The sequence below is a fragment of the Planococcus sp. 107-1 genome (genome assembly GCF_021513255.1).
In the GTDB taxonomy this organism is placed as follows: Bacteria; Bacillota; Bacilli; order Bacillales_A; family Planococcaceae; genus Planococcus.
The window spans coordinates 1,445,276-1,464,530 of the sequence record NZ_CP090977.1; the positions used below are offsets into that span (position 1 = coordinate 1,445,276).

At 42.9% G+C, this 19,255-nt stretch carries 21 protein-coding genes, 4 pseudogenes and 1 other annotated feature; all 25 genes and pseudogenes read left to right on the plus strand.

What is annotated here, in order from left to right; genetic code table 11:
• Positions 1 to 101: 101 nt before the first annotated feature.
• The 25 genes and pseudogenes from L0M13_RS07630 to L0M13_RS07750 all read left to right on the plus strand — a co-directional run bounded on the left by L0M13_RS07630 (position 102) and on the right by L0M13_RS07750 (position 19,242).
• Positions 102 to 578: a prepilin-type N-terminal cleavage/methylation domain-containing protein gene (locus L0M13_RS07630; RefSeq protein WP_235198984.1), complete on the plus strand. Its 477-nt coding sequence runs from the start codon at positions 102 to 104 to the stop codon at positions 576 to 578.
• 39 nt (positions 579 to 617) lie between these two features.
• On the plus strand, positions 618 to 1,556 hold the full coding sequence (gene pilM, locus L0M13_RS07635) for a type IV pilus biogenesis protein PilM (protein WP_235198985.1): 939 nt from the start codon (positions 618 to 620) through the stop codon (positions 1,554 to 1,556).
• A gap of 2 nt (positions 1,557 to 1,558) precedes the next feature.
• A complete protein-coding gene (locus L0M13_RS07640) occupies positions 1,559 to 1,891 on the plus strand; it encodes a hypothetical protein (protein WP_235198986.1) in 333 nt (110 codons plus the stop codon).
• Between the two features lie 40 nt (positions 1,892 to 1,931).
• Positions 1,932 to 2,321, plus strand: a complete 390-nt coding sequence (locus tag L0M13_RS07645; protein ID WP_235198987.1) for a hypothetical protein — start codon at positions 1,932 to 1,934, stop codon at positions 2,319 to 2,321.
• Between the two features lie 133 nt (positions 2,322 to 2,454).
• The gene (locus L0M13_RS07650; protein ID WP_235198988.1) at positions 2,455 to 3,279 is read left to right on the plus strand and encodes a LysM peptidoglycan-binding domain-containing protein; all 825 of its coding nucleotides are present in this window, start codon (positions 2,455 to 2,457) and stop codon (positions 3,277 to 3,279) included.
• A 114-nt stretch (positions 3,280 to 3,393) separates the two neighbouring features.
• The gene (locus L0M13_RS07655; protein ID WP_235198989.1) at positions 3,394 to 4,149 is read left to right on the plus strand and encodes a prepilin peptidase; all 756 of its coding nucleotides are present in this window, start codon (positions 3,394 to 3,396) and stop codon (positions 4,147 to 4,149) included.
• A 195-nt stretch (positions 4,150 to 4,344) separates the two neighbouring features.
• Positions 4,345 to 4,959, plus strand: a complete 615-nt coding sequence (locus tag L0M13_RS07660; protein WP_235198990.1) for a Maf family protein — start codon at positions 4,345 to 4,347, stop codon at positions 4,957 to 4,959.
• 10 nt (positions 4,960 to 4,969) lie between these two features.
• Positions 4,970 to 5,506, plus strand: a pseudogene (gene radC / locus L0M13_RS07665) (DNA repair protein RadC); the annotation flags it as partial.
• A gap of 133 nt (positions 5,507 to 5,639) precedes the next feature.
• A complete protein-coding gene (locus L0M13_RS07670; protein ID WP_002333499.1) occupies positions 5,640 to 6,725 on the plus strand; it encodes a phage lytic cycle repressor MrpR family protein in 1,086 nt (361 codons plus the stop codon).
• Positions 6,722 to 8,614 carry a site-specific integrase gene (locus tag L0M13_RS07675; protein ID WP_016631285.1) on the plus strand — a complete coding sequence of 631 codons (1,893 nt, stop codon included), beginning with the start codon at positions 6,722 to 6,724 and terminating at the stop codon, positions 8,612 to 8,614. The genes L0M13_RS07670 and L0M13_RS07675 overlap by 4 nt, the downstream gene beginning before the upstream one ends.
• 6 nt (positions 8,615 to 8,620) lie before the next feature.
• Entirely contained in the window at positions 8,621 to 8,998 is a 378-nt protein-coding gene (locus L0M13_RS07680; protein ID WP_016631286.1) for a DUF6262 family protein, read from the plus strand.
• Between the two features lie 380 nt (positions 8,999 to 9,378).
• Positions 9,379 to 10,182, plus strand: a complete 804-nt coding sequence (gene lnu(G), locus L0M13_RS07685) for a lincosamide nucleotidyltransferase Lnu(G) (protein ID WP_025481929.1) — start codon at positions 9,379 to 9,381, stop codon at positions 10,180 to 10,182.
• Between the two features lie 133 nt (positions 10,183 to 10,315).
• Positions 10,316 to 10,447: pseudogene (locus L0M13_RS07690) on the plus strand (JAB domain-containing protein); the annotation flags it as partial.
• Positions 10,448 to 10,536: 89 nt separating this feature from the next.
• Positions 10,537 to 11,565 (plus strand): rod shape-determining protein, encoded by a 1,029-nt coding sequence (locus tag L0M13_RS07695; RefSeq protein ID WP_311195639.1) that lies wholly within the window; start codon positions 10,537 to 10,539, stop codon positions 11,563 to 11,565.
• A gap of 14 nt (positions 11,566 to 11,579) precedes the next feature.
• The gene (gene mreC, locus L0M13_RS07700; protein ID WP_235198992.1) at positions 11,580 to 12,464 is read left to right on the plus strand and encodes a rod shape-determining protein MreC; all 885 of its coding nucleotides are present in this window, start codon (positions 11,580 to 11,582) and stop codon (positions 12,462 to 12,464) included.
• Positions 12,461 to 13,005 (plus strand): annotated as a pseudogene (gene mreD, locus L0M13_RS07705) (rod shape-determining protein MreD). Before mreC ends, mreD begins: the two are co-directional and overlap by 4 nt.
• Positions 13,006 to 13,039: 34 nt before the next feature.
• Positions 13,040 to 13,705, plus strand: a complete 666-nt coding sequence (gene minC / locus L0M13_RS07710) for a septum site-determining protein MinC (protein ID WP_235198993.1) — start codon at positions 13,040 to 13,042, stop codon at positions 13,703 to 13,705.
• Between the two features lies 1 nt (position 13,706).
• Positions 13,707 to 14,507 (plus strand): septum site-determining protein MinD, encoded by an 801-nt coding sequence (gene minD / locus L0M13_RS07715; protein WP_235198994.1) that lies wholly within the window; start codon positions 13,707 to 13,709, stop codon positions 14,505 to 14,507.
• A 99-nt stretch (positions 14,508 to 14,606) separates the two neighbouring features.
• Positions 14,607 to 15,545 carry a nuclease-related domain-containing protein gene (locus L0M13_RS07720; RefSeq protein WP_235198995.1) on the plus strand — a complete coding sequence of 313 codons (939 nt, stop codon included), beginning with the start codon at positions 14,607 to 14,609 and terminating at the stop codon, positions 15,543 to 15,545.
• A gap of 170 nt (positions 15,546 to 15,715) precedes the next feature.
• Positions 15,716 to 15,798 (plus strand) — a sequence feature (ribosomal protein L21 leader region).
• A 14-nt stretch (positions 15,799 to 15,812) separates the two neighbouring features.
• Positions 15,813 to 16,121 carry a 50S ribosomal protein L21 gene (gene rplU, locus L0M13_RS07725; RefSeq protein WP_235198996.1) on the plus strand — a complete coding sequence of 103 codons (309 nt, stop codon included), beginning with the start codon at positions 15,813 to 15,815 and terminating at the stop codon, positions 16,119 to 16,121.
• Between the two features lie 3 nt (positions 16,122 to 16,124).
• Positions 16,125 to 16,454, plus strand: a complete 330-nt coding sequence (locus L0M13_RS07730; protein ID WP_235198997.1) for a ribosomal-processing cysteine protease Prp — start codon at positions 16,125 to 16,127, stop codon at positions 16,452 to 16,454.
• A 13-nt stretch (positions 16,455 to 16,467) separates the two neighbouring features.
• On the plus strand, positions 16,468 to 16,758 hold the full coding sequence (gene rpmA, locus L0M13_RS07735) for a 50S ribosomal protein L27 (RefSeq protein ID WP_008431505.1): 291 nt from the start codon (positions 16,468 to 16,470) through the stop codon (positions 16,756 to 16,758).
• 148 nt (positions 16,759 to 16,906) lie between these two features.
• Positions 16,907 to 17,419 (plus strand): Spo0B domain-containing protein, encoded by a 513-nt coding sequence (locus L0M13_RS07740; RefSeq protein WP_235198998.1) that lies wholly within the window; start codon positions 16,907 to 16,909, stop codon positions 17,417 to 17,419.
• 1 nt (position 17,420) lies between these two features.
• A pseudogene (gene obgE / locus L0M13_RS07745) lies at positions 17,421 to 18,708 on the plus strand (GTPase ObgE).
• 81 nt (positions 18,709 to 18,789) lie between these two features.
• Positions 18,790 to 19,242: an ACT domain-containing protein gene (locus L0M13_RS07750; protein ID WP_285835964.1), complete on the plus strand. Its 453-nt coding sequence runs from the start codon at positions 18,790 to 18,792 to the stop codon at positions 19,240 to 19,242.
• Positions 19,243 to 19,255 lie beyond the last annotated feature (13 nt).

The window sequence follows — 19,255 nt, forward strand, 5'->3', positions numbered from 1 at the left end:
TAATTTTTTATGATTTTACTATTGTTTATTTTAGTTCTATTGATATAATAAGATTGTGCTTGAGAAAGTGCTAAATTAACCAAATATGGGGGCATACGCCGATGAAAAAATTCATCCAAAACAAATTAAAAGATCAAAAAGGTTTAACATTAATTGAGCTTTTAGCAGTAATTGTAATTATCGCTATTATTGCTGCAATTGCAGTACCGGCAATTGGAAATATTATTGAAAATAGTCGTTACAGTGCAGTCAAATCAGATGCCACAAATGCAATCGCTGCGGCAAATATTTATTTTACTGAGAATCCTGAAGGTCAAAAGAAGACAGGCATGACTGGAGTTCACGTTGAAGTGAAAGAGTTGAAAGATAAAGGGTATTTGGATTCACAAGGTAAACTAAAAGATGCTGATTTCTTAACAAAAACAGGTACTGGAATAAATATTAAGACTACAGCTATTGATTACTCTGGTGGCAAAACTGTTACCTTTAATTCAGCTACTAATCAACAAATCACAGGTGATGCTCAAAAGGGTAGTGAGGCAGGACCAATAACAGTGCCGAAAGCTAGTGCTAATTAATAAATTAATTAATTTTATAAATACCTAGGAGCTGAAAAAATGGCCTTATCGTTTTTATCGAGAAAAGCGCGTGTCGCAACCATTACTATAGAAGAAGACGCAATCCGGCATGTGGATATCAAGTCGGCTTCGCCGCTGGAGTTGAGCTGTGCGGAAGAGATGGATCTTCCGCAAGGCATCATCGAAGACGGCAAAATTGTGGATAGCGATGCGCTCGAATCGATTCTCGATAAGGCTGTTGATCAGTGGGGTCTCTCTAAGAAGTCAGTCCGATTCCTCGCCCCTGACGAATTCGTTATTATCCGCAAAGTGAATTACCCCGAAGATATTGAAGCCGATGAATTGAAAGGCCACTTTTTCATTGAAATCGGCTCTACGCTTTACCTTCCGTTCGAAGATCCTGTATTCGATGTCGTACCTTACGAATCGGATTCGGAAGAACCGGAAGCGATCCTCATTGCCTCAAAAGAATCGGTGATTTCCGATTATGAACGTGTATTTGACCGGGCAAAACTTGATCCGGTCGTTGCGGATATTACGCCGCTTGCGCTATACCGCCTCGGCTTTTTGCAGCATGATTTCCAGAAAGACGAGCACATCATGTTGATTGATATCCAGTCGACAAAAATGACCGTCTCGATTTTTCATGTGCATTATCCGTTATTCATGCGTCCCGTGGAATTTGACGCATTCGGCGGTTTAGTTTTAGACACCGAAACAATCACGTCTACGATTGAAACCGAATCTGAAAAGTTAGCTAATTTTTATCGCTACAACATGAACGGCGGAGAAGCCGGCATTACGCATATCGTCTGCAACGGGGAGTTTGAAGACTGGTTTACGTTCCAGTCTCGCCTCGAAGAGCGGTTTGCGGTACCGGTTACTCCACTTGTTATTGATCCCATCCCGTCCGATCAAGTGAAAAGTGTACCTGTACGCTTCAATCGTGCTATCGGTCTTGCGTTGAAAGAGGTGTAAGTATGCTGGTTGATATTAATTTATTGCCGCAAAAGGAACGGGACCGTCCCGCTTTCCTGATTGCGGCACTTTCGATTTTATTGGCAGCTGTCATTATTTGGGCGGTTCTCTTTTTCATGGCTCGCGCCAATACAGCTGAACAAAATGATTATTTGGCACAGTCCGAACAAATTGCAGCGGAACAAGCGATTTTGCGTGCTGAAATCGAGCAGACTTCCGGGTTGAACGAAGAACAGCAATTGCAGGCGACAGTCGATTGGGCTGTGAATTACCAATACGATACCGTTCCTTTATTGAATGAAATGGTGTCAATCTTGCCTGAACGCGGTTTTTAATAGCTTCTCTTACATAGCGCCTAACCAGGCGACTTTGACTTTGCAATTTGATACGACGCGGGAAGCCGCGTATTATTTGACGCAGTTAAAAGCATCTGACTTGATCGCTTCTGCGACCTTGGATTCTGTAGCAAATCAAGCAGTGGATACAGCGGTTGTCGAAGGGGAAGAAATCCCGGAAGACGCGATGCTTGAAAATCCGCGTTATTTGGCAACTTATTCGATTGTTTTTGTAGATGAACGCATTCCGGCAGAAGGAACTGCAGAAGGCGAAGTGGTGGACGGAGAAGTCGTTGCGCCGCCAGCTGAAGAAGTTCCGGCAGAAACAGCACCCGTAGTAGAAGCTCCTGTAGAAGAGGCGCCAGTAGAAGAAGCACCGGCAACTGACGCAGATGCTGTTCCGGCTGAAACGGAGGGGGATTTGCGATGAGCAGTTTGACTCGGAGACAAAAAGAAATGGGGCTCGTGATCCTGGCTGTTTTATTCCTTTTAGGTTTAGCTGCTTATTCGTATTTTGGCATCTACACTCCTGCCGCGATGCAAAACTTCAGGCAGAGCAGTTATTGTCCTCTGAACGGGAAGTGCTGATGGCGCTTGAGACGCAAGTAAAATCAAAGCCGGTTGGCGAAAAAATCAGCATTTCAGACCTGCAGCAGAAAGTTTCAGTGGAACCGCTGACGGATCTGATCCTTTTGCAAGTGGAACAAGCGGAATTGATTTCCGATACGCTTGCATTATCGATCGCATTTACAGAAGGGCCGCTTGAATTATTGCAGCCGGTTGAAGGCGTCGAGAATATCCAGGAAGTGCTGACGACAGTTGAGATCGAAGCAGCTGATTACGGCAGCATCCTTCGGTTTATCCGTGAAATCGAATCGATGGACCGGATCATGATTATCGATGCAATCGATTTCGGGGCAAATCCGGAAGTGACGCTAGTATCGGAAGAAGATGAAACTTTAACAGCGTCACTCACTTTCTCCGCATTCTACCGCCCGGATTTAATCGCTTTGCAAGATACAATGCCTAAAGTTGCGGTACCGGCACCTGCTGGGAAAAGCAATCCTTTGCCGCAAAACGACGGAACGGACCTAGAATTAGAGACGACAACGCCTGAAGCTGTGGAAGTACCAGCAGCGGATTCGACTCCTCCGGCAGATCCGGATGAGGAAAACGTGGACATTTCGAAAATTGATACACAAGACAGCTTCCAAGTTGCCGGCCTTTCTGAACAAATTCATCAGATCCAAGCCGGCGACACGCTTTCTGCGATTTCACTCGAATATTTCGGTGATGCTGATAAAGTAGCTGAATTGCAAGAAGCGAACGGACTGGATAGTACACTGATTTTTACGGGAGATAGTTTAATTATTCCTGAACTTACATAATAAATGATTATTGGCCTAGCGCTGGGCTGATGTTTTCTAATTAAGACCGTTGTTTCCGAAAAAAGTGGATTCAACTTATTTGCCATGCAAAAAGATGGATGAAAAGGGGCCGCTATGACAATCACCTATACAGTGTTTTCGTTTATTTTCGGACTGGTTTTTGGTTCTTTCTTTAATGTGGTCGGCCTTCGGGTGCCGAAAAAGGAATCGATCGCTTATCCGCCTTCCCATTGCACGAACTGCAACCGCCAATTGACGGTGCTTGATCTCATACCGGTATTTTCTTATCTCTTCCTGCGCGGCAAATGCCGATCATGTGGCGAGAAAATCCACTGGGTTTATCCGCTGATGGAATTCATCACAGCGGTATTATTTGCGTTCTCATTTTGGGTCTTCGGGTTTACGCCAGAACTCCTCATTGCGCTTCTTTTTGTGTCGCTTCTCGTGATTATCACGGTTTCGGATATCGCGTATATGCTGATTCCGGATAAAGTATTACTGCCGTTCGCGCTTCTCTTGCTTCTGCTCCGTTTCTTCATCCCGCTTGACCCGTGGTGGGATTCGATTTTAGGTGCCGTCGTCGGCTTCCTTCTATTGTTCTTGATTGCGGTCGTATCAAAAGGCGGCATGGGCGGCGGCGATATCAAATTGTTTTTTGTCATCGGCCTCGTGCTTGGGACGACGGGTACTTTGCTGACGCTGTTCTTGGCTTCTTTGATCGGTGCGATTGCGGGAATTTTCCAACTGCGGATAAAAAAAGCTGGCAGAAAAACACCGGTTCCATTTGGTCCATCGATTGCGCTAGGCGCGTTGATTGTCTATTTCTGGGGTGAGCCGCTGCTTGATTGGTATTTCGGATTTTTAGGATGAAGCATAGGCTTCGTCCTTTTTTCTTTGGGCCAAAATAAATATTTGAAAGCTGTTGGATAAGCGAATAATCAAAAATAGAGAGGCAAATCCTATTTTTGATTCGGCCAATTGCTTTAAAAATCATTTTTCGCATTCCGGAGAAATTTTTCAAACCGGAAAATTTTCGGTATGATGCTAAAAAGGGAGGAATACGAAATGAAATTCAAAGCAAATCAGCCGGTCGTCTTGGCATCGGCATCTCCGCGGCGAAAAGAATTACTGGAAGGGCTCGGCATTGACTTTAAAATTATCCCGAGTAAGAAAGCGGAACCTGCGCCTGATAATTTCAATACGGCTGTGGAATATGTAGTCGAATGTGCACTTCAAAAAGCGAAGGAAGTTGCCAAACAGGCGCCGGAGTCCGTTGTCATCGGTTCGGATACCGTGGTTGTGCTTGGCGGAGAGATCTTGCTGAAGCCGAAAGATAAAGAGCAGGCACGGAATTTTTTGGAGCGTTTGTCCGGCAACACACATGAAGTGGTTACGGCGCTAGCGATTATAAAAGGACAAAACGAGCAAACATTTTATGAAGAAACTGAAGTGACTTTCTATGAGCTTGACTCAGCGTGGATAGAAGCATATATCAACACGAGCGATCCATATGATAAGGCAGGTGCATACGGGATCCAAACAGAGTCCGGCTTATTCGTTAAAGAAATTAAAGGGGATTACCAAACAGTTGTCGGCTTGCCGGTTGCGAGCCTTGCCCGGAAACTGGAACAATCCGGCTATATTTCATTGGAAGGGAGCCATGTCCATGCTGACTTCTGAACAGCCGTTGATGATCCGGGACGTCCATGCACAGGACCGGCCGCGTGAGCGGCTGGTCAACCAAGGCGCTACGAGTTTATCAAACCAGGAACTCATTGCCATTTTACTCCGCACCGGGACGAAACAGGAATCGGTCCTGCATCTATCCAACCAAGTGCTTCACCACTTCGAGCATCTCCATCATTTAAAAGATGCGACGATCGAAGAAATGACTTCCATTAAAGGCATCGGCCAAGCGAAGGCTGTCCAGCTGCTCGCTGCAATCGAACTTGGCCGCCGTTTATCCTCTAAACAGACTGACACGAAATATACGATCCGTTCCCCAAAAGATGCCGCCTCTTATTTGATGGCGGATATGACGTCCCTCAAACAAGAACATTTCGTGGTTCTTTTTCTCAACATCAAAAATCAAGTCATGCATAAGCAAACCATTTTCGTCGGCAGTTTAAATGCGAGCATCGTCCATCCGCGTGAAATTTTCCGGGAAGCGGTGCGAAGATCGGCTGCATCCATCGTCTGTGCGCATAATCACCCTTCCGGCAACCCGTTAACCATAGTATAATAAATAATAGTAGTTAAAGTAGTTTAGGAGGAGATGTTAAAGGGAGACTTTACTTTAAATAAAAATTAACAAGGTTTATAATTTGTAGTACTTAAAGTGTTTAAAGAGGGGGGAGCGTGTGAGGGTTCAAAGGATAGAAGTGGAGAATAAGCCGTATCCATTGTATTTATTACTAGATAAAGAATACCAGCTAATTGAACCAGTAATGAAATTTATTAAATACTTAGATAACACTGGTAAGTCTCCAAATACCATTAAAGCATACTGCTATCATTTAAAGTTGCTGTATGAGTTCATGGAACAGAGAGGCGTTATTCTTAATGATATTAACTTTGAGTTGTTAGCAGACTTCGTAGGTTGGTTGAGATATCCAACAGCAACAAATGTAATTGATCTTCAGTCAAAAGAAGCCATAAGAGAAGAAACGACAGTGAATACAATTTTAAATGCCGTTATGAGTTTTCTTGATTATTTAAGTAGATTAGGAGAATTTAAATCAATTGATGTATTTAAACAAGCAAAGGGAAGAAATTTCAAAGGATTTTTACATCACGTTAATAAGGGTAGATACCAAAAGAATGTCTTAAAGTTAAGGGTTAAAAAGAAACAGATAAGAACATTGACATCAGAGGAAGTTAAGCAAATTATTGATGCTTGTCATACGAAAAGAGATAAATTAATTTTAATGCTTATGTATGAGGGTGGTTTAAGAATCGGTGAAGTGTTATCGCTTAGGCTTGAAGATATTGCCACTTGGGACAATCAAATCCATTTAACACCTAGAGATGTTAATGTAAATGAAGCTTATATTAAATTAAGGAAGGAAAGAACAATACATGTGAGTAAAGAACTGATGTCACTTTATACAGATTACTTGGTATATGAGTATAGTGAGGAATTGGAGCATGATTATGTTTTTATTTCCTTAAAAGAAGGCTATTTTGGGAAACCACTAAAGTACCAAAGTGTTCTTGATCTAGTTAGAAGAATAGTTAAAAGGACTGGAATAGAATTTACATCGCATATGCTTCGCCACACTCACGCAACGCAGCTAATTAGGGAAGGATGGGATGTTGCGTTCATTCAAAAGAGATTAGGTCACGCACATGTTCAGACAACGTTAAATACCTATGTTCATCTTTCAGATCAGGATATGAAAAATGAGTTTAATAAATACCTTGAGAGAAAGGAGCATAAGAAATGAATGCTTCTAGTAAAAGGAAAATTATCAGTCAGAGTGAGATCAGCAAAAAAATAGCTGTAATGAATGAAGAAATGCAAGGGTTTTGGGCTAATAATAGTTGGGATATAAGAAAATGTCCACATCCTTCTGCCATAGAATTAAGTAAGAATCCTGCTTTAAGAAATCGTTGGGTTCGTTTTGAACGTGTTAAAAATCTGTGGTTAAGAACAGAATTGAAATATTTTTATTTTTACCATTTAAACAATGGAATATGGAATGCAAAAACTGTCTGGATTAGAAAAGGAACAGTAATTAATAAAATGTTAGATTTTTTAGATTTAAAGTATCCCAGCATTACTTCAATTACTGAAGTTCCTATTGAAAAAGCAATGACGGAGTATAGAACATATTTGACAAAACAGGGTGTTAGAATTACTACTACTAATTATAAGATTACTGCTAATCAAGAAAAAACACCTGTAAAAGCTAATTCTTACTATGTTACTAATCTAAAACAATTTATGGAGTTTTATGAGGACTTTTATTTTGATGGAGAGGAGTGGGATAAAGACGTTTGGGATAGACGAAACCTACCTTTGCCAGATGATAAGGTTAACCCAACACAATATGAATATACAATTAACTTTAAAGGGTTTCGGAATACATATTTTAAACAGCTTGTAAAAAGATATTGTAAGTTAAGATTGAACATGGATAGCTTTTCCTATGTAAGTGATATTGCCCAAAAACTTAAAGAGTTCTTTAATTTTCTGGACATGAAGTTTAAACACGTTCAGAGAGTACACCAATTAACGAGAGTGGAAATTGAAGCATATTTAAGTGAACTAAACATGATGGGGATAAAACCTAGTACAATAACTGGGAGGATCTCTATATTGGAAGGACTATTTAGTACCCTTCATAGGCTAGAATGGGATGATGTTCCTTCCAAAATATTAATTTATCCCGAGGACTATCCGAAAATACCAAGAGCAAAACCTCGCTTTATAGACGAATTCGTTCTAGAGCAATTGAACAGTCATCTTGATAAATTACCCGAATATATAGCTACGATGACTATGATTGTTCAAGAATGTGGAATGAGGATAAGTGAATTGTGCACCTTGAAAAAAGGCTGTCTATTAGAGGACAAAGATGGAGATTACTTTTTAAAGTATTATCAATGGAAAATGAAAAAGGAGCATATAGTTCCAATATCTAAAGAGGTAGCTTTACTTATTAAAGTTCGGGAAGATAAAGTTTCAGAGGAATTTCCAGATAGTGAATACCTCTTTCCAAGAAAAGATGGATCGCCATTAAAACAAGAAACATTTAGAGGCGAGTTAAATAAATTAGCTTATGAGCAAAATATAGTGGATAAATCAGGTGAGATTTATAGATTCCATGCCCATGCCTTTCGCCATACAGTAGGAACAAGAATGATTAACAACGGGGTGCCCCAGCATATTGTACAGAAATTTTTGGGGCATGAAAGCCCAGAAATGACAAGTAGATACGCTCATATCTTTGATGAAACTCTAAAAAATGAATTTACTAAATTTCAGGAAAAACTGGTTACCAATAATGGAGATGTGCTCGATCTAGATGATGATAGTGAAGTCGATGATGTAGAGCTTCAATGGTTCAAGAAAAATATAAATGCACAAGTGCTTCCAAATGGTTATTGTAGATTGCCAGTAATAGCAGGTGGTTGTCCACATGCGAATGCATGCTTAGATTGCACTCACTTCTGTACCAGTAAGCAATTCTTACCACAGCACGAAGAACAGTTAGAGCGTACAGAAGAGTTGTTAGCCATAGCTAAGGATAAACAATGGCAAAGGCAAGTAGAAACTAATAGCCGTGTTAAAGAGCGTTTAGAACAAATCATTGGAAGTTTGACGGGGTAATTATCAATGGATAAACAAGTTAGAAATACAACAGAAATTGTACGTTTGGCGAAGCAGAAATCACAAAAGACAAGAGAAAAAGTAGACAAAGCGATTTCTAAATTTTCGATTGAAGGTAAAGCTATTAATTTTAATTCAATAGCAAAGGAAGCTAATGTTTCTAAATCATGGCTTTATAAGGAACACGATATTAGGCAAAGAATCGAATCCCTTCGTGAGCGTCAAATAGCATCAAATGTAGTCTCAAAACCCAAGGAAAGTTCTCGTTCGGATGAAATCCTTATTAAAACCTTAAAAAGAAGAGTTATGGAATTAGAAAAAGAAAATAAAAAATTACAGAACCAAATTCAAAAATTATATGGAGATCTGTATAATAAAGAGTAGTTTTAATTATTAATCTGTAGACAGATTGTGAAAGTATGCACTTAAACGAGGCAGTATAGTTTAAGTGTATTTTTTCACAACAACTTGTACTTTGATTTTTGAAGTGTTAAAATTAATATACTATTAATTGAAAGGAGAGATGGGTGGACAATGAAGAACTAATCTAATTTTTAACAATTGAAATAGTATATTTCATTTTAAAAACTTAGGATTAGTCTGCCCATTTTGCCATATACTAAATAAATGTAAGACTGAATAGCTAAAAAGGCTAAATAGTTTTATTTGAGTATCGTAAAAAGTTACATGACTAATCCTTCCAACATTATTTGGGAGGGTTTTTTTATTCTCCCTGAATCAAAATAAAGAAAGAAGGAATCGAATTGTTAAAACAAAAGGAACTAATGACAAGGGTTAAGGAACTTGTCCAGTCAGATGAACGAATATCTGCTTGTATGATGTATGGCTCTTTTACAAAAGGAGAGGGGGATCAATACTCTGATATAGAATATTATGTTTTTCTAAAAGATGATACAATTTCCACCTTTGATTCAGCAAAATGGCTAAATGAAGTCGCTTCCTACACTTTACTCTATCAAAATGAGTACGGTACGGAAGTAGTAATTTTTGAAAATCTAATACGTGGTGAATTTCATTTCCTTTCCGAAAGCGAAATGAATATTATTCCTTCATTCAAAGAATCAGGCTACATTCCTGACACAAAAGCAATGTTTATTTATGATGAAACAAGACAACTAGAATTGTATTTATCAGAGTTAGAAGGTCCGGGGCCAAATAGACTTACAAAAGAAAACGTAAATTTTTTATTGAATAATTTTTCCAACCTATGGTTAATGGGGATTAATGTTCTTAAAAGAGGGGAAAATGCACGTTCACTGGAACTTTTATCTCAATTACAAAAAAATATACTACAACTCATTCGAATTGCGGAAGAAAATGCCGATAATTGGTTTAATATGACAAAGAATCTTGAAAAAGAAATTAGTCCTGAAAACTATGAAAAGTTTAAAAAGACTACTGCCCGATTAAATAAATTAGAACTATATGAAGCCTATAAGAACTCTTTGCTTCTCGTTATGGAACTTCGAAATCTCGTTGAAAAACAGTATCAGTTAACCGTTAGCGATGATTTCTTAGGCAAACTGTTTAATTATATGAACGAATAAATAAAAAGCCTGTATCTCAAGTGATAACTAAGATACAGGCTTTAATTGTTATTTACTTTAAATACATGTTCTCAAAGTGAAAGTATTGATTATAATGGAGTTTTAATAATTTACTCTTGATAACACTGTGCAACCTTCACCGGAAGATATCGCCGTCACAAAGCGCCTGATGGAGGCTGGCAGCATTGTCGGAATCGAACTATTGGATCATATCATCATCGGTGACCATCAATTCATTTCTTTGAATGAAAAGGGCTATATGTAACACTGTTGTTTTCTTTACTTTTCAGCTATAATGAAAGGTATTGTGTAAACACTATGGCTTTTTGGCATATAAAGAAGGGAAGATTTGACTTGTTTGGAATCGGATCAAAAGATGTAGGAATAGACTTAGGTACTGCTAATACGTTAGTTTTTGTAAAAAATAAAGGGATTGTTCTTCGTGAACCTTCAGTTGTCGCGAAAAACACAAGCACAGGTGAGATCGTCGCTGTCGGAAACGATGCGCGCAATATGATCGGACGGACTCCTGGGTCCATCGTAGCGATCCGTCCGATGAGAGACGGCGTTATCGCTGACTATGATACAACCACCGCAATGATTCAATATTACTTGAAAGAAGCAATGAAAGTGGCAGGCGGGACTTGGAAAAAGTCGAACGTCATGATTTGTGTGCCTTATGGCATCACTTCAGTCGAACGCCGTGCGATTATCGATGCATCCCCCTTAGCCGGAGCTCGGGAAGCTTTCACAATCGAAGAGCCTTTTGCAGCTGCAATCGGTGCAAATCTTCCGGTATGGGAACCTACGGGCAGTATGGTCGTCGATATTGGTGGCGGTACTACTGAAGTTGCAGTCATTTCACTTGGCGGCATTGTAACTAGCGAATCGGTTCGGGTTGCCGGCGATTCAATGGACCAGGCAATTACGCAATACATCCGTAAAACGTATAACTTAACAATCGGTGAACGGACAGCAGAAGCGGTTAAAATGGAAATTGGTTCAGCTCGTGCAGCAACAGAAGCTGAGAAGAATTTGAAAATGGAGATCCGCGGACGCGATCTTTTGACAGGCCTTCCAAAAACAATTGAAATTTCAGCGGATGAAATTGCGGAAGCATTGAAAGAGTCAATTGCCGCAATCATCGACGGCGTGAAGAAAACGCTTGAAACGACACCGCCTGAATTATCAGCGGATGTCATGGAACGCGGAATCGTCTTGACCGGAGGCGGAGCGCTTCTAAAAAACCTGGACAAAGTTATTTCAGATGTTACAATGATGCCTGTTATAATTGCAGATGATCCATTGGATTGTGTCGCAATTGGAACTGGTAAAGCTTTAGATAATATGGATCAGATCCGACGCCAGCAATCGCATAAATAAGGAGGATTGCACTAATGCCACAGTTTTTTTCGAATAAACGGCTTATCTTGCTGCTGTTGGGCGTTATCCTGCTTGTCGCATTGATTTCTTTTTCTTTGCGCGATCGGGATAATGTGTCATTGCCGGAGCAGATCATCAAAGATGCCGTTGGTGCTGGGCAATCGGTCTTTTCAGGGCCCGCACATTTTGTCACAGGAGTTTTCGATAACGTGGATTCGCTTTTGAATACATATGAAGAAAACAAATACCTGAAATCACGTCTGGAAGAATTTGCAACGGTCCAGGCGGAAGTCACGGATCTTCGTTCTGAAAACGCGGAACTGAAAGAACTGGTCGGCAAAGAAGAGGATTTACGGGATTATAATCCAATCCAGGCAACCGTCATTGCACGGAACCCGGATCAATGGGAAGAGAAAATCGTCATCAATAAAGGCGAGACGAGCGGCGTGAAACCGAATATGGCCGTCATGACAGCGCGAGGTTTGATCGGCAAGGTGACGTTAGTGACCAAATTGTCTTCAACGGTTGAATTGATTTCCACTCAAAACCCGAACTACCGCGTATCCGCGATGGTGCTCGGGGGCGATAAAGCGGTATTCGGCTTGATTGAAGGCTATGACGCCGATCGCCGGGAATTGCTTTTGAAGCGGATTGATGCAGAAATCGAACTCAAAGAAGGGCAAAAAGTCGTTTCCAGTGGGCTTGGCGGGATTTTCCCGAAAGGCATCGTAATTGGGGAAATTACGGAAGTGGCCATCGATGAATTCGGTTTGACAAAACTTGCTTACATCAAACCGGCGGCAGACTTCACATTGCTGAACCATGTCGTCATAGCTGATCGGCTGACGCCGGAAGTGGACGGGGAAGATAATGGGGAGACAGGAGACGGTGAATCATGATCCGTTATCTGATCCCGCTTATCGGCCTGGTCCTGTTTTTCCTTGAACCTGTTTTCGGACTTTTCTCACCGCTGCAGATGAATGGCGATTATTATTACATCGTCCGCGCTTTTTGATCATGTTTCTGATATTTGTGTCCGTTTATTACGATACAAAACGGGCAATGTACTACGGATTATTTTTCGGACTCTTGTATGATGTCTTTTTCATTGATATTATTGGTTTATATTCTTTTTTGTATCCGGCCGTTTGTGTAATTGCCGGCTACACCGTAAAATCGATCCACCGGAATTTATTCATCACGACTGTTTTGACTTTGGTCTTGACGGCGCTTTTCGAATTTGTCCTGTTTCAATTCTTTTCGTTGATCGGACTTGCTTCGATGCCGGTTAAAGCCTTTTTGGAGACCCGCTTGCTTCCGACGATGATTGCGAATTCGCTGTTTTTATTCATCTTGGGCTGGGCTTTCAGATCGGTGATCGTGGCCCGTTTTATCGAACGCCAGAACAGTCCGGGATTATCCGGCTACAACGGCCAATAAGGCTTATTTTAATGAAAGCGCAGGTGACACATTTTTGAGGAATCTTGTCTATATCAAAGGGACGAAACAAGGGCTCGTTCTGCAGCTCGACGACCAGTGTTCTTACACCGATCTGCTGACGGAGCTGCAGGCAAAGGTGTCGGATCCTGCGCTTGATGGCAGTGCGGAAGTGCAGATTCATCTGGGGAACCGGTATTGCACGGAAGCGCAGACAAAAGAAGTCATTGCGATCACGCAAAGCAATTCGCATCTTCGGGTGTCGAGCGTGAGAAGCGATGTCATCACTGTCGAAGAAAGCAACCGCCGGATCATGGAACGCCAATCCGAAACTTATGTCGGCATTGTGCGTTCAGGCCAGGTGGTCAAAGCGGAAGGCGATCTAGTCGTGGTCGGGGATGTCAATCCGAACGCGAAAGTGGTCGCTGGAGGCAATATATATGTGCTCGGCCGTCTAAAAGGAATGGCTCATGCCGGAGCAAACGGCAACCGTGAAGCGGTCATTGCGGCTTCATGGCTGGAAGCGACGCATCTGAAAATCGATGACGCGCTGGAAACGATGACCGATGAATTGACGGTGCTTTCCGAGCAGCCGGAAATGGAATGTGCTTATTTACATACGAATGGCCATATCATCATCGACCGCTTGCAGGAATTGCGATTTATACGGCCGCAAATTTCAACGTTTAAAGGAGGAAGCTAATGTGGGAGAAGCAATAGTCATAACGTCAGGTAAGGGAGGCGTCGGTAAAACGACGACGACCGCCAATCTCGGCACTGCATTGGCTCTTCAAGGCAAAAAAGTATGCTTAATCGATACCGATATCGGTTTGCGGAATTTAGACGTTATTTTGGGACTCGAAAACCGGATCATCTACGATTTGGTCGACGTTCTCGATGGCCGCTGCAAAGTCCACCAGGCGCTTGTCAAAGACAAGCGTTTTGATGACATGCTGTATTTATTGCCAGCTGCTCAAACAACGGATAAGAACGCAATCAATCCGGAGCAAATGAAAGAATTGGTAACGAAACTGAAAGAAGACTATGATTTTGTCATTATCGATTGCCCGGCCGGCATCGAGCAAGGCTATAAAAATGCCGTAGCGGGTGCCGATAAAGCAATCGTCGTAACGACCCCTGAAATTTCAGCGGTGCGCGATGCTGACCGGATCATCGGTCTCCTTGAGCTCGAAGAAAACATCGAGCCGCCGAAATTGATCATCAACCGCATCCGCCAGCATTTGATGAAAGCTGGCGAAGCGTTGGATGTCAATGAAATTACGACGCATCTGTCGATCGATTTACTCGGAATCGTCGCTGATGACGAAACGGTTATCTCGAGCTCAAACCGCGGCGAACCTGTCGTAATGGATCCGAACAACCGCGCAGCAATGGGTTACCGCAACATCGCTCGCCGTATTTTAGGCGAATCTGTGCCACTCATGACGATGGACCAGAAGAGCGGCGGCGTGTTCTCAAAAATCAAAGCCATTTTTTCTAAATAATTTACGATGACGATGCCCCCGCATCCGAATTGTTTCTGCTTGTTAACGAGGAGAGACAGTTTGGAAACGGGGGTTTTTATTTGGATTGGGAGGTGTAAAGTGAACGAACGGTTGTTGGCTCAAATGATTTTGGCGGAAAGAGTTTCGAAAAACCATCCTGCCTGGATTTCTATTTTCAGCGAATTAAAAAATTCGCTGGCTGGAGCAGGAGGAGAAAGTCGGACCAACTCCCTTTTGAAAAGGGAGTTGGTTCTTCCGGGGCAGACAATTATTCTGACGGATTTGTCGATTCCGCATAAAGACGGTTATGCTCAAGTAGATCTTCTCGTAGTGAATCGGAAATTTGTCTGCGTTCTTGAAGTTAAAAACATGAAAGGCGATTTTTACTTTGACTCGGAAAATTTCCAATTCCATCGGACAGTGGACGGGCGTACTGAAGGGATGAAAAGCCCAGAGTCTCAACTGCATCGTGCAGTGAAAGCGACTGAAAGGTTTTTGGGAATTCCTGTCACTGGCGTCATTGTACTGGCGAGCCGTTCAGGAAGAGTGGTAGAGGGGCCGAAGAACTATCCGGCCGTGTCTCTGGATTACTTGCCGTTTTACTTGGAAAGTTTGGCTGGTGGAAGAATGCTGCTTGATGAGAATAAGGTGTCGGCGAAAGTAAGGGCTCTGCCTAAGAAAAGTTTCCAGCAGAATTTATTGGAGCGCTATGGCCTTAATGTCGACTCATTGCGTCTGGGTGTGACCTGTGCGAAATGCAGAAATTCTGCTTTGATAAGAAAAAATCGAAAATGGCATTGTGATGGCTGCGGCGGCTATTTCCGTGATGCACATGAAGTTACGCTACAGGAATATGCGGTTTTATTCGGAGCGGAGCTGCCGACGAATTTTGCTTATCGGCTGCTCGGTGTCGAAGACAAGCATTTGCTTTACCGGTTGTTGGAAAATTCTGCGCTGCTGGGAAATGAACGCGGCAAACGATGGATTGTTCCGAGGCGGGAGTTATTGGAGACGTATTTTGGGTCGATATGGAGCTGAACGCACCTCGCTGCGATTGTTTCGCACCTCAGGACGGTTTTTCCGAACCTCAAACGAAGATTTTCACACCTCGCAGCAGAAAGTTCGCACCCCAACGCGCACTATTTAATAAAACAATTGACGTGCCATGCGCTGCCGTGTTATTATTCTAATGTTATGTTTGTAGCGCACCTGTGCTACAACCGCTCGAATCAGGTTATATAAGAATCAGCAGCAATGCCGATCACCTGAATAGGCGAGTCTTAGTCTAAGAGGAGGTGCAAGGATATGTACGCAATTATTGAAACTGGTGGTAAACAAATCAAAGTTGAAGCGGGCCAAGAAATCTACGTTGAGAAATTGAACGGTGAAGCTGGTGACGTGATCACATTTGATAAAGTTCTATTTGTAGGTGGAGACGATTCTAAAGTGGGTGTTCCTTTTGTTGAAGGAGCTACTGTATCGGCAACTGTTGTTAAAAACGGCCGCGCTAAAAAGATTACTGTTTTCAAATACAAAGCGAAAAAGAACTACCGTAAAAAACAAGGTCATCGTCAGCCATACACGAAATTGACTGTCGACGCGATCAACCTGTAAGACATGATTAACGTAAAAATTAAAGAAGCGTCAGGCCGCATTTCTTCTTTCGAAATGTCAGGTCATGCGGACTTTGCAGGACACGGGCAAGATTTGGTATGTGCCGGAGCATCAGCTGTTTCTTTTGGAGCGGTGAACGCCATCATGGAACTTACCGGAATCGAACCGGCTATTACGCAATCTGAAAGCGGCTATTTAAAAGTCGGTTTCCCGGATGGCCTCGACGAGAAAACAGATGGACAGGTTCAATTGCTTGTTCGCAGCATGATTGTTTCATTAAAAACGATTGAACAAGACTATGAAGAATATATTAAAATAACCTTCACAGCTTAGGAGGTGGGACAGAATGTTAAGATTAGATCTTCAGTTTTTCGCATCTAAAAAAGGTGTAGGTTCAACGAGAAACGGACGTGACTCAGAATCTAAACGCCTTGGCGCTAAACGTGCAGACGGCCAAGAAGTAACTGGTGGTTCAATTTTATACCGTCAACGCGGTACTAAAATTTATCCAGGTGAAAACGTTGGACGCGGTGGAGACGATACTCTTTTTGCTAAAATCGACGGAGTCGTACGTTTCGAACGTTACGGACGCGATAAGAAAAAAGTGAGCGTGTACCCAGTAGCACAAGAAGCTTAATACAAAACGAAAAGGGCTGCGCATGCAGCCCTTTTTATTTTGAAAAACTATGGCGGCGTTTTGTAAATTGGTTTCGCCGCTTCTTTTTCCGGGAAATCCATCGAAAAAATTGGTATACTGAAAAAAGAAGACGAACGGGACGTGACTTATGAAAACACCAATGACAGTGGCACAATCGCTTCGGCATGCGCGCCATGATTTCTTGAATGAATTGCAGTTGATCAAAATGAATTTGGATCTTGGGCGCCTTGATGAGGTCCAGGCGATTATTCGCTCGCATGGCGAAGCGGCTGTGCAGATGAGCCGGCTCTCGGGATTGAAAATGGAAAAGACGGAAGAGTGGCTCTTGCTAGCGCAGTGGCGCTTTCCGGAAATCCGTTTTCATCTGAACTGCCTGGCGGCAAAGGCACCAGTCCATTTGGATGAAACCTATTCGAAAACGATTGAAGCGCTTATCCGAGCGGCGCTGGAACAGACGGATCCTTACGAGGAGTACGAATGCTTCATCACGTTTTCGAACGAAGATTCTTTTTTTATTGCAGAGATTCGGTTGACTGGTGAATGGACAGAAATAGCGGTTCCGGAAACGGAGCTTGAGATAGTGAAAGCGTGCGGACCGGATGGCTTGAAAATCGCCATACGCGCACAGATGGAGGGATAATATGTTTGTCGATCACGTAAAAGTTTATGTTAGAGGTGGGGACGGCGGAGATGGAATGGTCGCATTCCGCCGCGAAAAATATGTACCGAACGGGGGACCTGCAGGCGGCGACGGCGGTAAAGGCGCGGATGTTGTCTTTATCGTTGAAGAAGGCCTGCGCACATTGATGGATTTCCGCTACAAACGGATTTTCAAGGCAGACCGCGGTACACACGGCATGAGTGCCAATAAACACGGTGCGAAAGCTTCGGATTTGATCATCAAAGTTCCGCCTGGCACGGTTGTAAAAGATGCCGATACAGGCGAAACAATCGCCGATTTAGTGGAACATGGGCAGACAGCTGTAATTGCTCGCGGTGGACGCGGCGGACGCGGAAATTCCCGTTTTGCGACGCCGCAGAACCCGGCTCCGGAATTATCGGAAAAAGGCGAACCTGGATTTGAGCGCAATGTTGTATTGGAATTGAAAGTATTGGCGGATGCCGGTTTAGTCGGATTCCCGAGTGTCGGGAAATCTACTTTATTGTCAGTCGTTTCGGCTGCAAAACCGAAAATCGCTGAATACCACTTTACAACGATCGTACCGAATCTTGGAATGGTGGAAACAGATGACCACCGCAGTTTCGTTATGGCCGATTTGCCAGGATTGATTGAAGGCGCGCATGAAGGTGTTGGCCTTGGGCATCAATTCCTACGCCATATCGAACGTACGCGTTATCATCCACGTAATCGATATGTCCGGGATGGAAGGCCGTGATCCGTATGAAGATTACGTGACCATCAATGAAGAGTTGAAGCAGTACAATATGCGTCTGACAGAACGCCCGCAAGTCATTGTGGCGAACAAGATGGATATGCCGGATTCGGAAGAGAATTTGAAGAAATTCCGCGAGAAAATGCCGGAAGATGCACAAATCTTCCCGATTTCAGCACTATCGCGCCAAGGCTTGTCGAATCTTTTATTCGCCGTGACGGATCTTGTAGAAGTCACTCCGGAATTCCCGTTGATCGACGAAGCGGCAGACGAGTCTGAAAGCTCTGTATTGTACAAGCACGAATCGCAAGGCGATGGCTTTGAAATTACGCGCGATCCGGATGGTTCGTTTGTTCTTTCAGGCTATGCAATTGAGCGTTTGTTCAAGATGACCGACTTCTCGCGTGAAGATTCAATCCGCCGATTTGCCCGCCAAATGCGCGGCATGGGGATCGATGATGCACTGCGCGAACGCGGCGCTGAAAACGGCGACACGGTTCGCTTGATGGAATTTGAATTTGAATTTATGGATTGATCGAAGGATCAGTCCGGATAGAGCTCAGCTGGCCATTTGTGCCGGCTGGGTTTAGTTTCTCTTTAGATGGAGGGTTAATGGATGAAGGATATATCAGAACAACGGTATTATTTGGTGCGCGAAGACGTTTTGACGGAAGCGATGCAAAAAACGCTTGAAGTGAAAAGACTGCTGCAGCGCGAACACATGTCCATATTAGACGCAGTCAATAAAACAGGCCTTTCGCGTTCCGCGTTCTATAAATACCGGGACGCTGTATTCCCGTTCCACTCAATTGTCAAAGAGCGGATTTTGACAGTGTTCTTGCAGCTTGAGGACCGGTCGGGAACGCTTGCGACATTATTGCAGTCGGTTGCGGAAGCCCGGTGCAATATTTTGACCATTCATCAAACCATTCCGATCCAAGGCCGTGCCAATGTCACGCTTTCCTTGGATGTAACGGCGATGGAGTTGGAGTTGGAAACTTTCCTGCAGCAGCTGAAAAAACTTGATTTTGTCGAGTCGGCTGATGTGGTTTCAAGTGGATTATCTTAATAGAGGAGTGGTT

What these genes read in the sequence shown, in the direction of transcription:
- L0M13_RS07630 (WP_235198984.1), top strand. Translation starts at nt 102, where the DNA reads ATGAAAAAATTCATCCAAAACAAATTAAAAGATCAAAAAGGTTTAACA.
- L0M13_RS07680 (WP_016631286.1), top strand. Translation starts at nt 8,621, where the DNA reads ATGGATAAACAAGTTAGAAATACAACAGAAATTGTACGTTTGGCGAAG.
- rpmA (WP_008431505.1), top strand. Translation starts at nt 16,468, where the DNA reads ATGTTAAGATTAGATCTTCAGTTTTTCGCATCTAAAAAAGGTGTAGGT.
- L0M13_RS07640 (WP_235198986.1), top strand. Translation starts at nt 1,559, where the DNA reads ATGCTGGTTGATATTAATTTATTGCCGCAAAAGGAACGGGACCGTCCC.
- pilM (WP_235198985.1), top strand. Translation starts at nt 618, where the DNA reads ATGGCCTTATCGTTTTTATCGAGAAAAGCGCGTGTCGCAACCATTACT.
- L0M13_RS07740 (WP_235198998.1), top strand. Translation starts at nt 16,907, where the DNA reads ATGAAAACACCAATGACAGTGGCACAATCGCTTCGGCATGCGCGCCAT.
- L0M13_RS07675 (WP_016631285.1), top strand. Translation starts at nt 6,722, where the DNA reads ATGAATGCTTCTAGTAAAAGGAAAATTATCAGTCAGAGTGAGATCAGC.
- L0M13_RS07655 (WP_235198989.1), top strand. Translation starts at nt 3,394, where the DNA reads ATGACAATCACCTATACAGTGTTTTCGTTTATTTTCGGACTGGTTTTT.
- L0M13_RS07730 (WP_235198997.1), top strand. Translation starts at nt 16,125, where the DNA reads ATGATTAACGTAAAAATTAAAGAAGCGTCAGGCCGCATTTCTTCTTTC.
- rplU (WP_235198996.1), top strand. Translation starts at nt 15,813, where the DNA reads ATGTACGCAATTATTGAAACTGGTGGTAAACAAATCAAAGTTGAAGCG.
- L0M13_RS07750 (WP_285835964.1), top strand. Translation starts at nt 18,790, where the DNA reads ATGAAGGATATATCAGAACAACGGTATTATTTGGTGCGCGAAGACGTT.
- L0M13_RS07660 (WP_235198990.1), top strand. Translation starts at nt 4,345, where the DNA reads ATGAAATTCAAAGCAAATCAGCCGGTCGTCTTGGCATCGGCATCTCCG.
- mreC (WP_235198992.1), top strand. Translation starts at nt 11,580, where the DNA reads ATGCCACAGTTTTTTTCGAATAAACGGCTTATCTTGCTGCTGTTGGGC.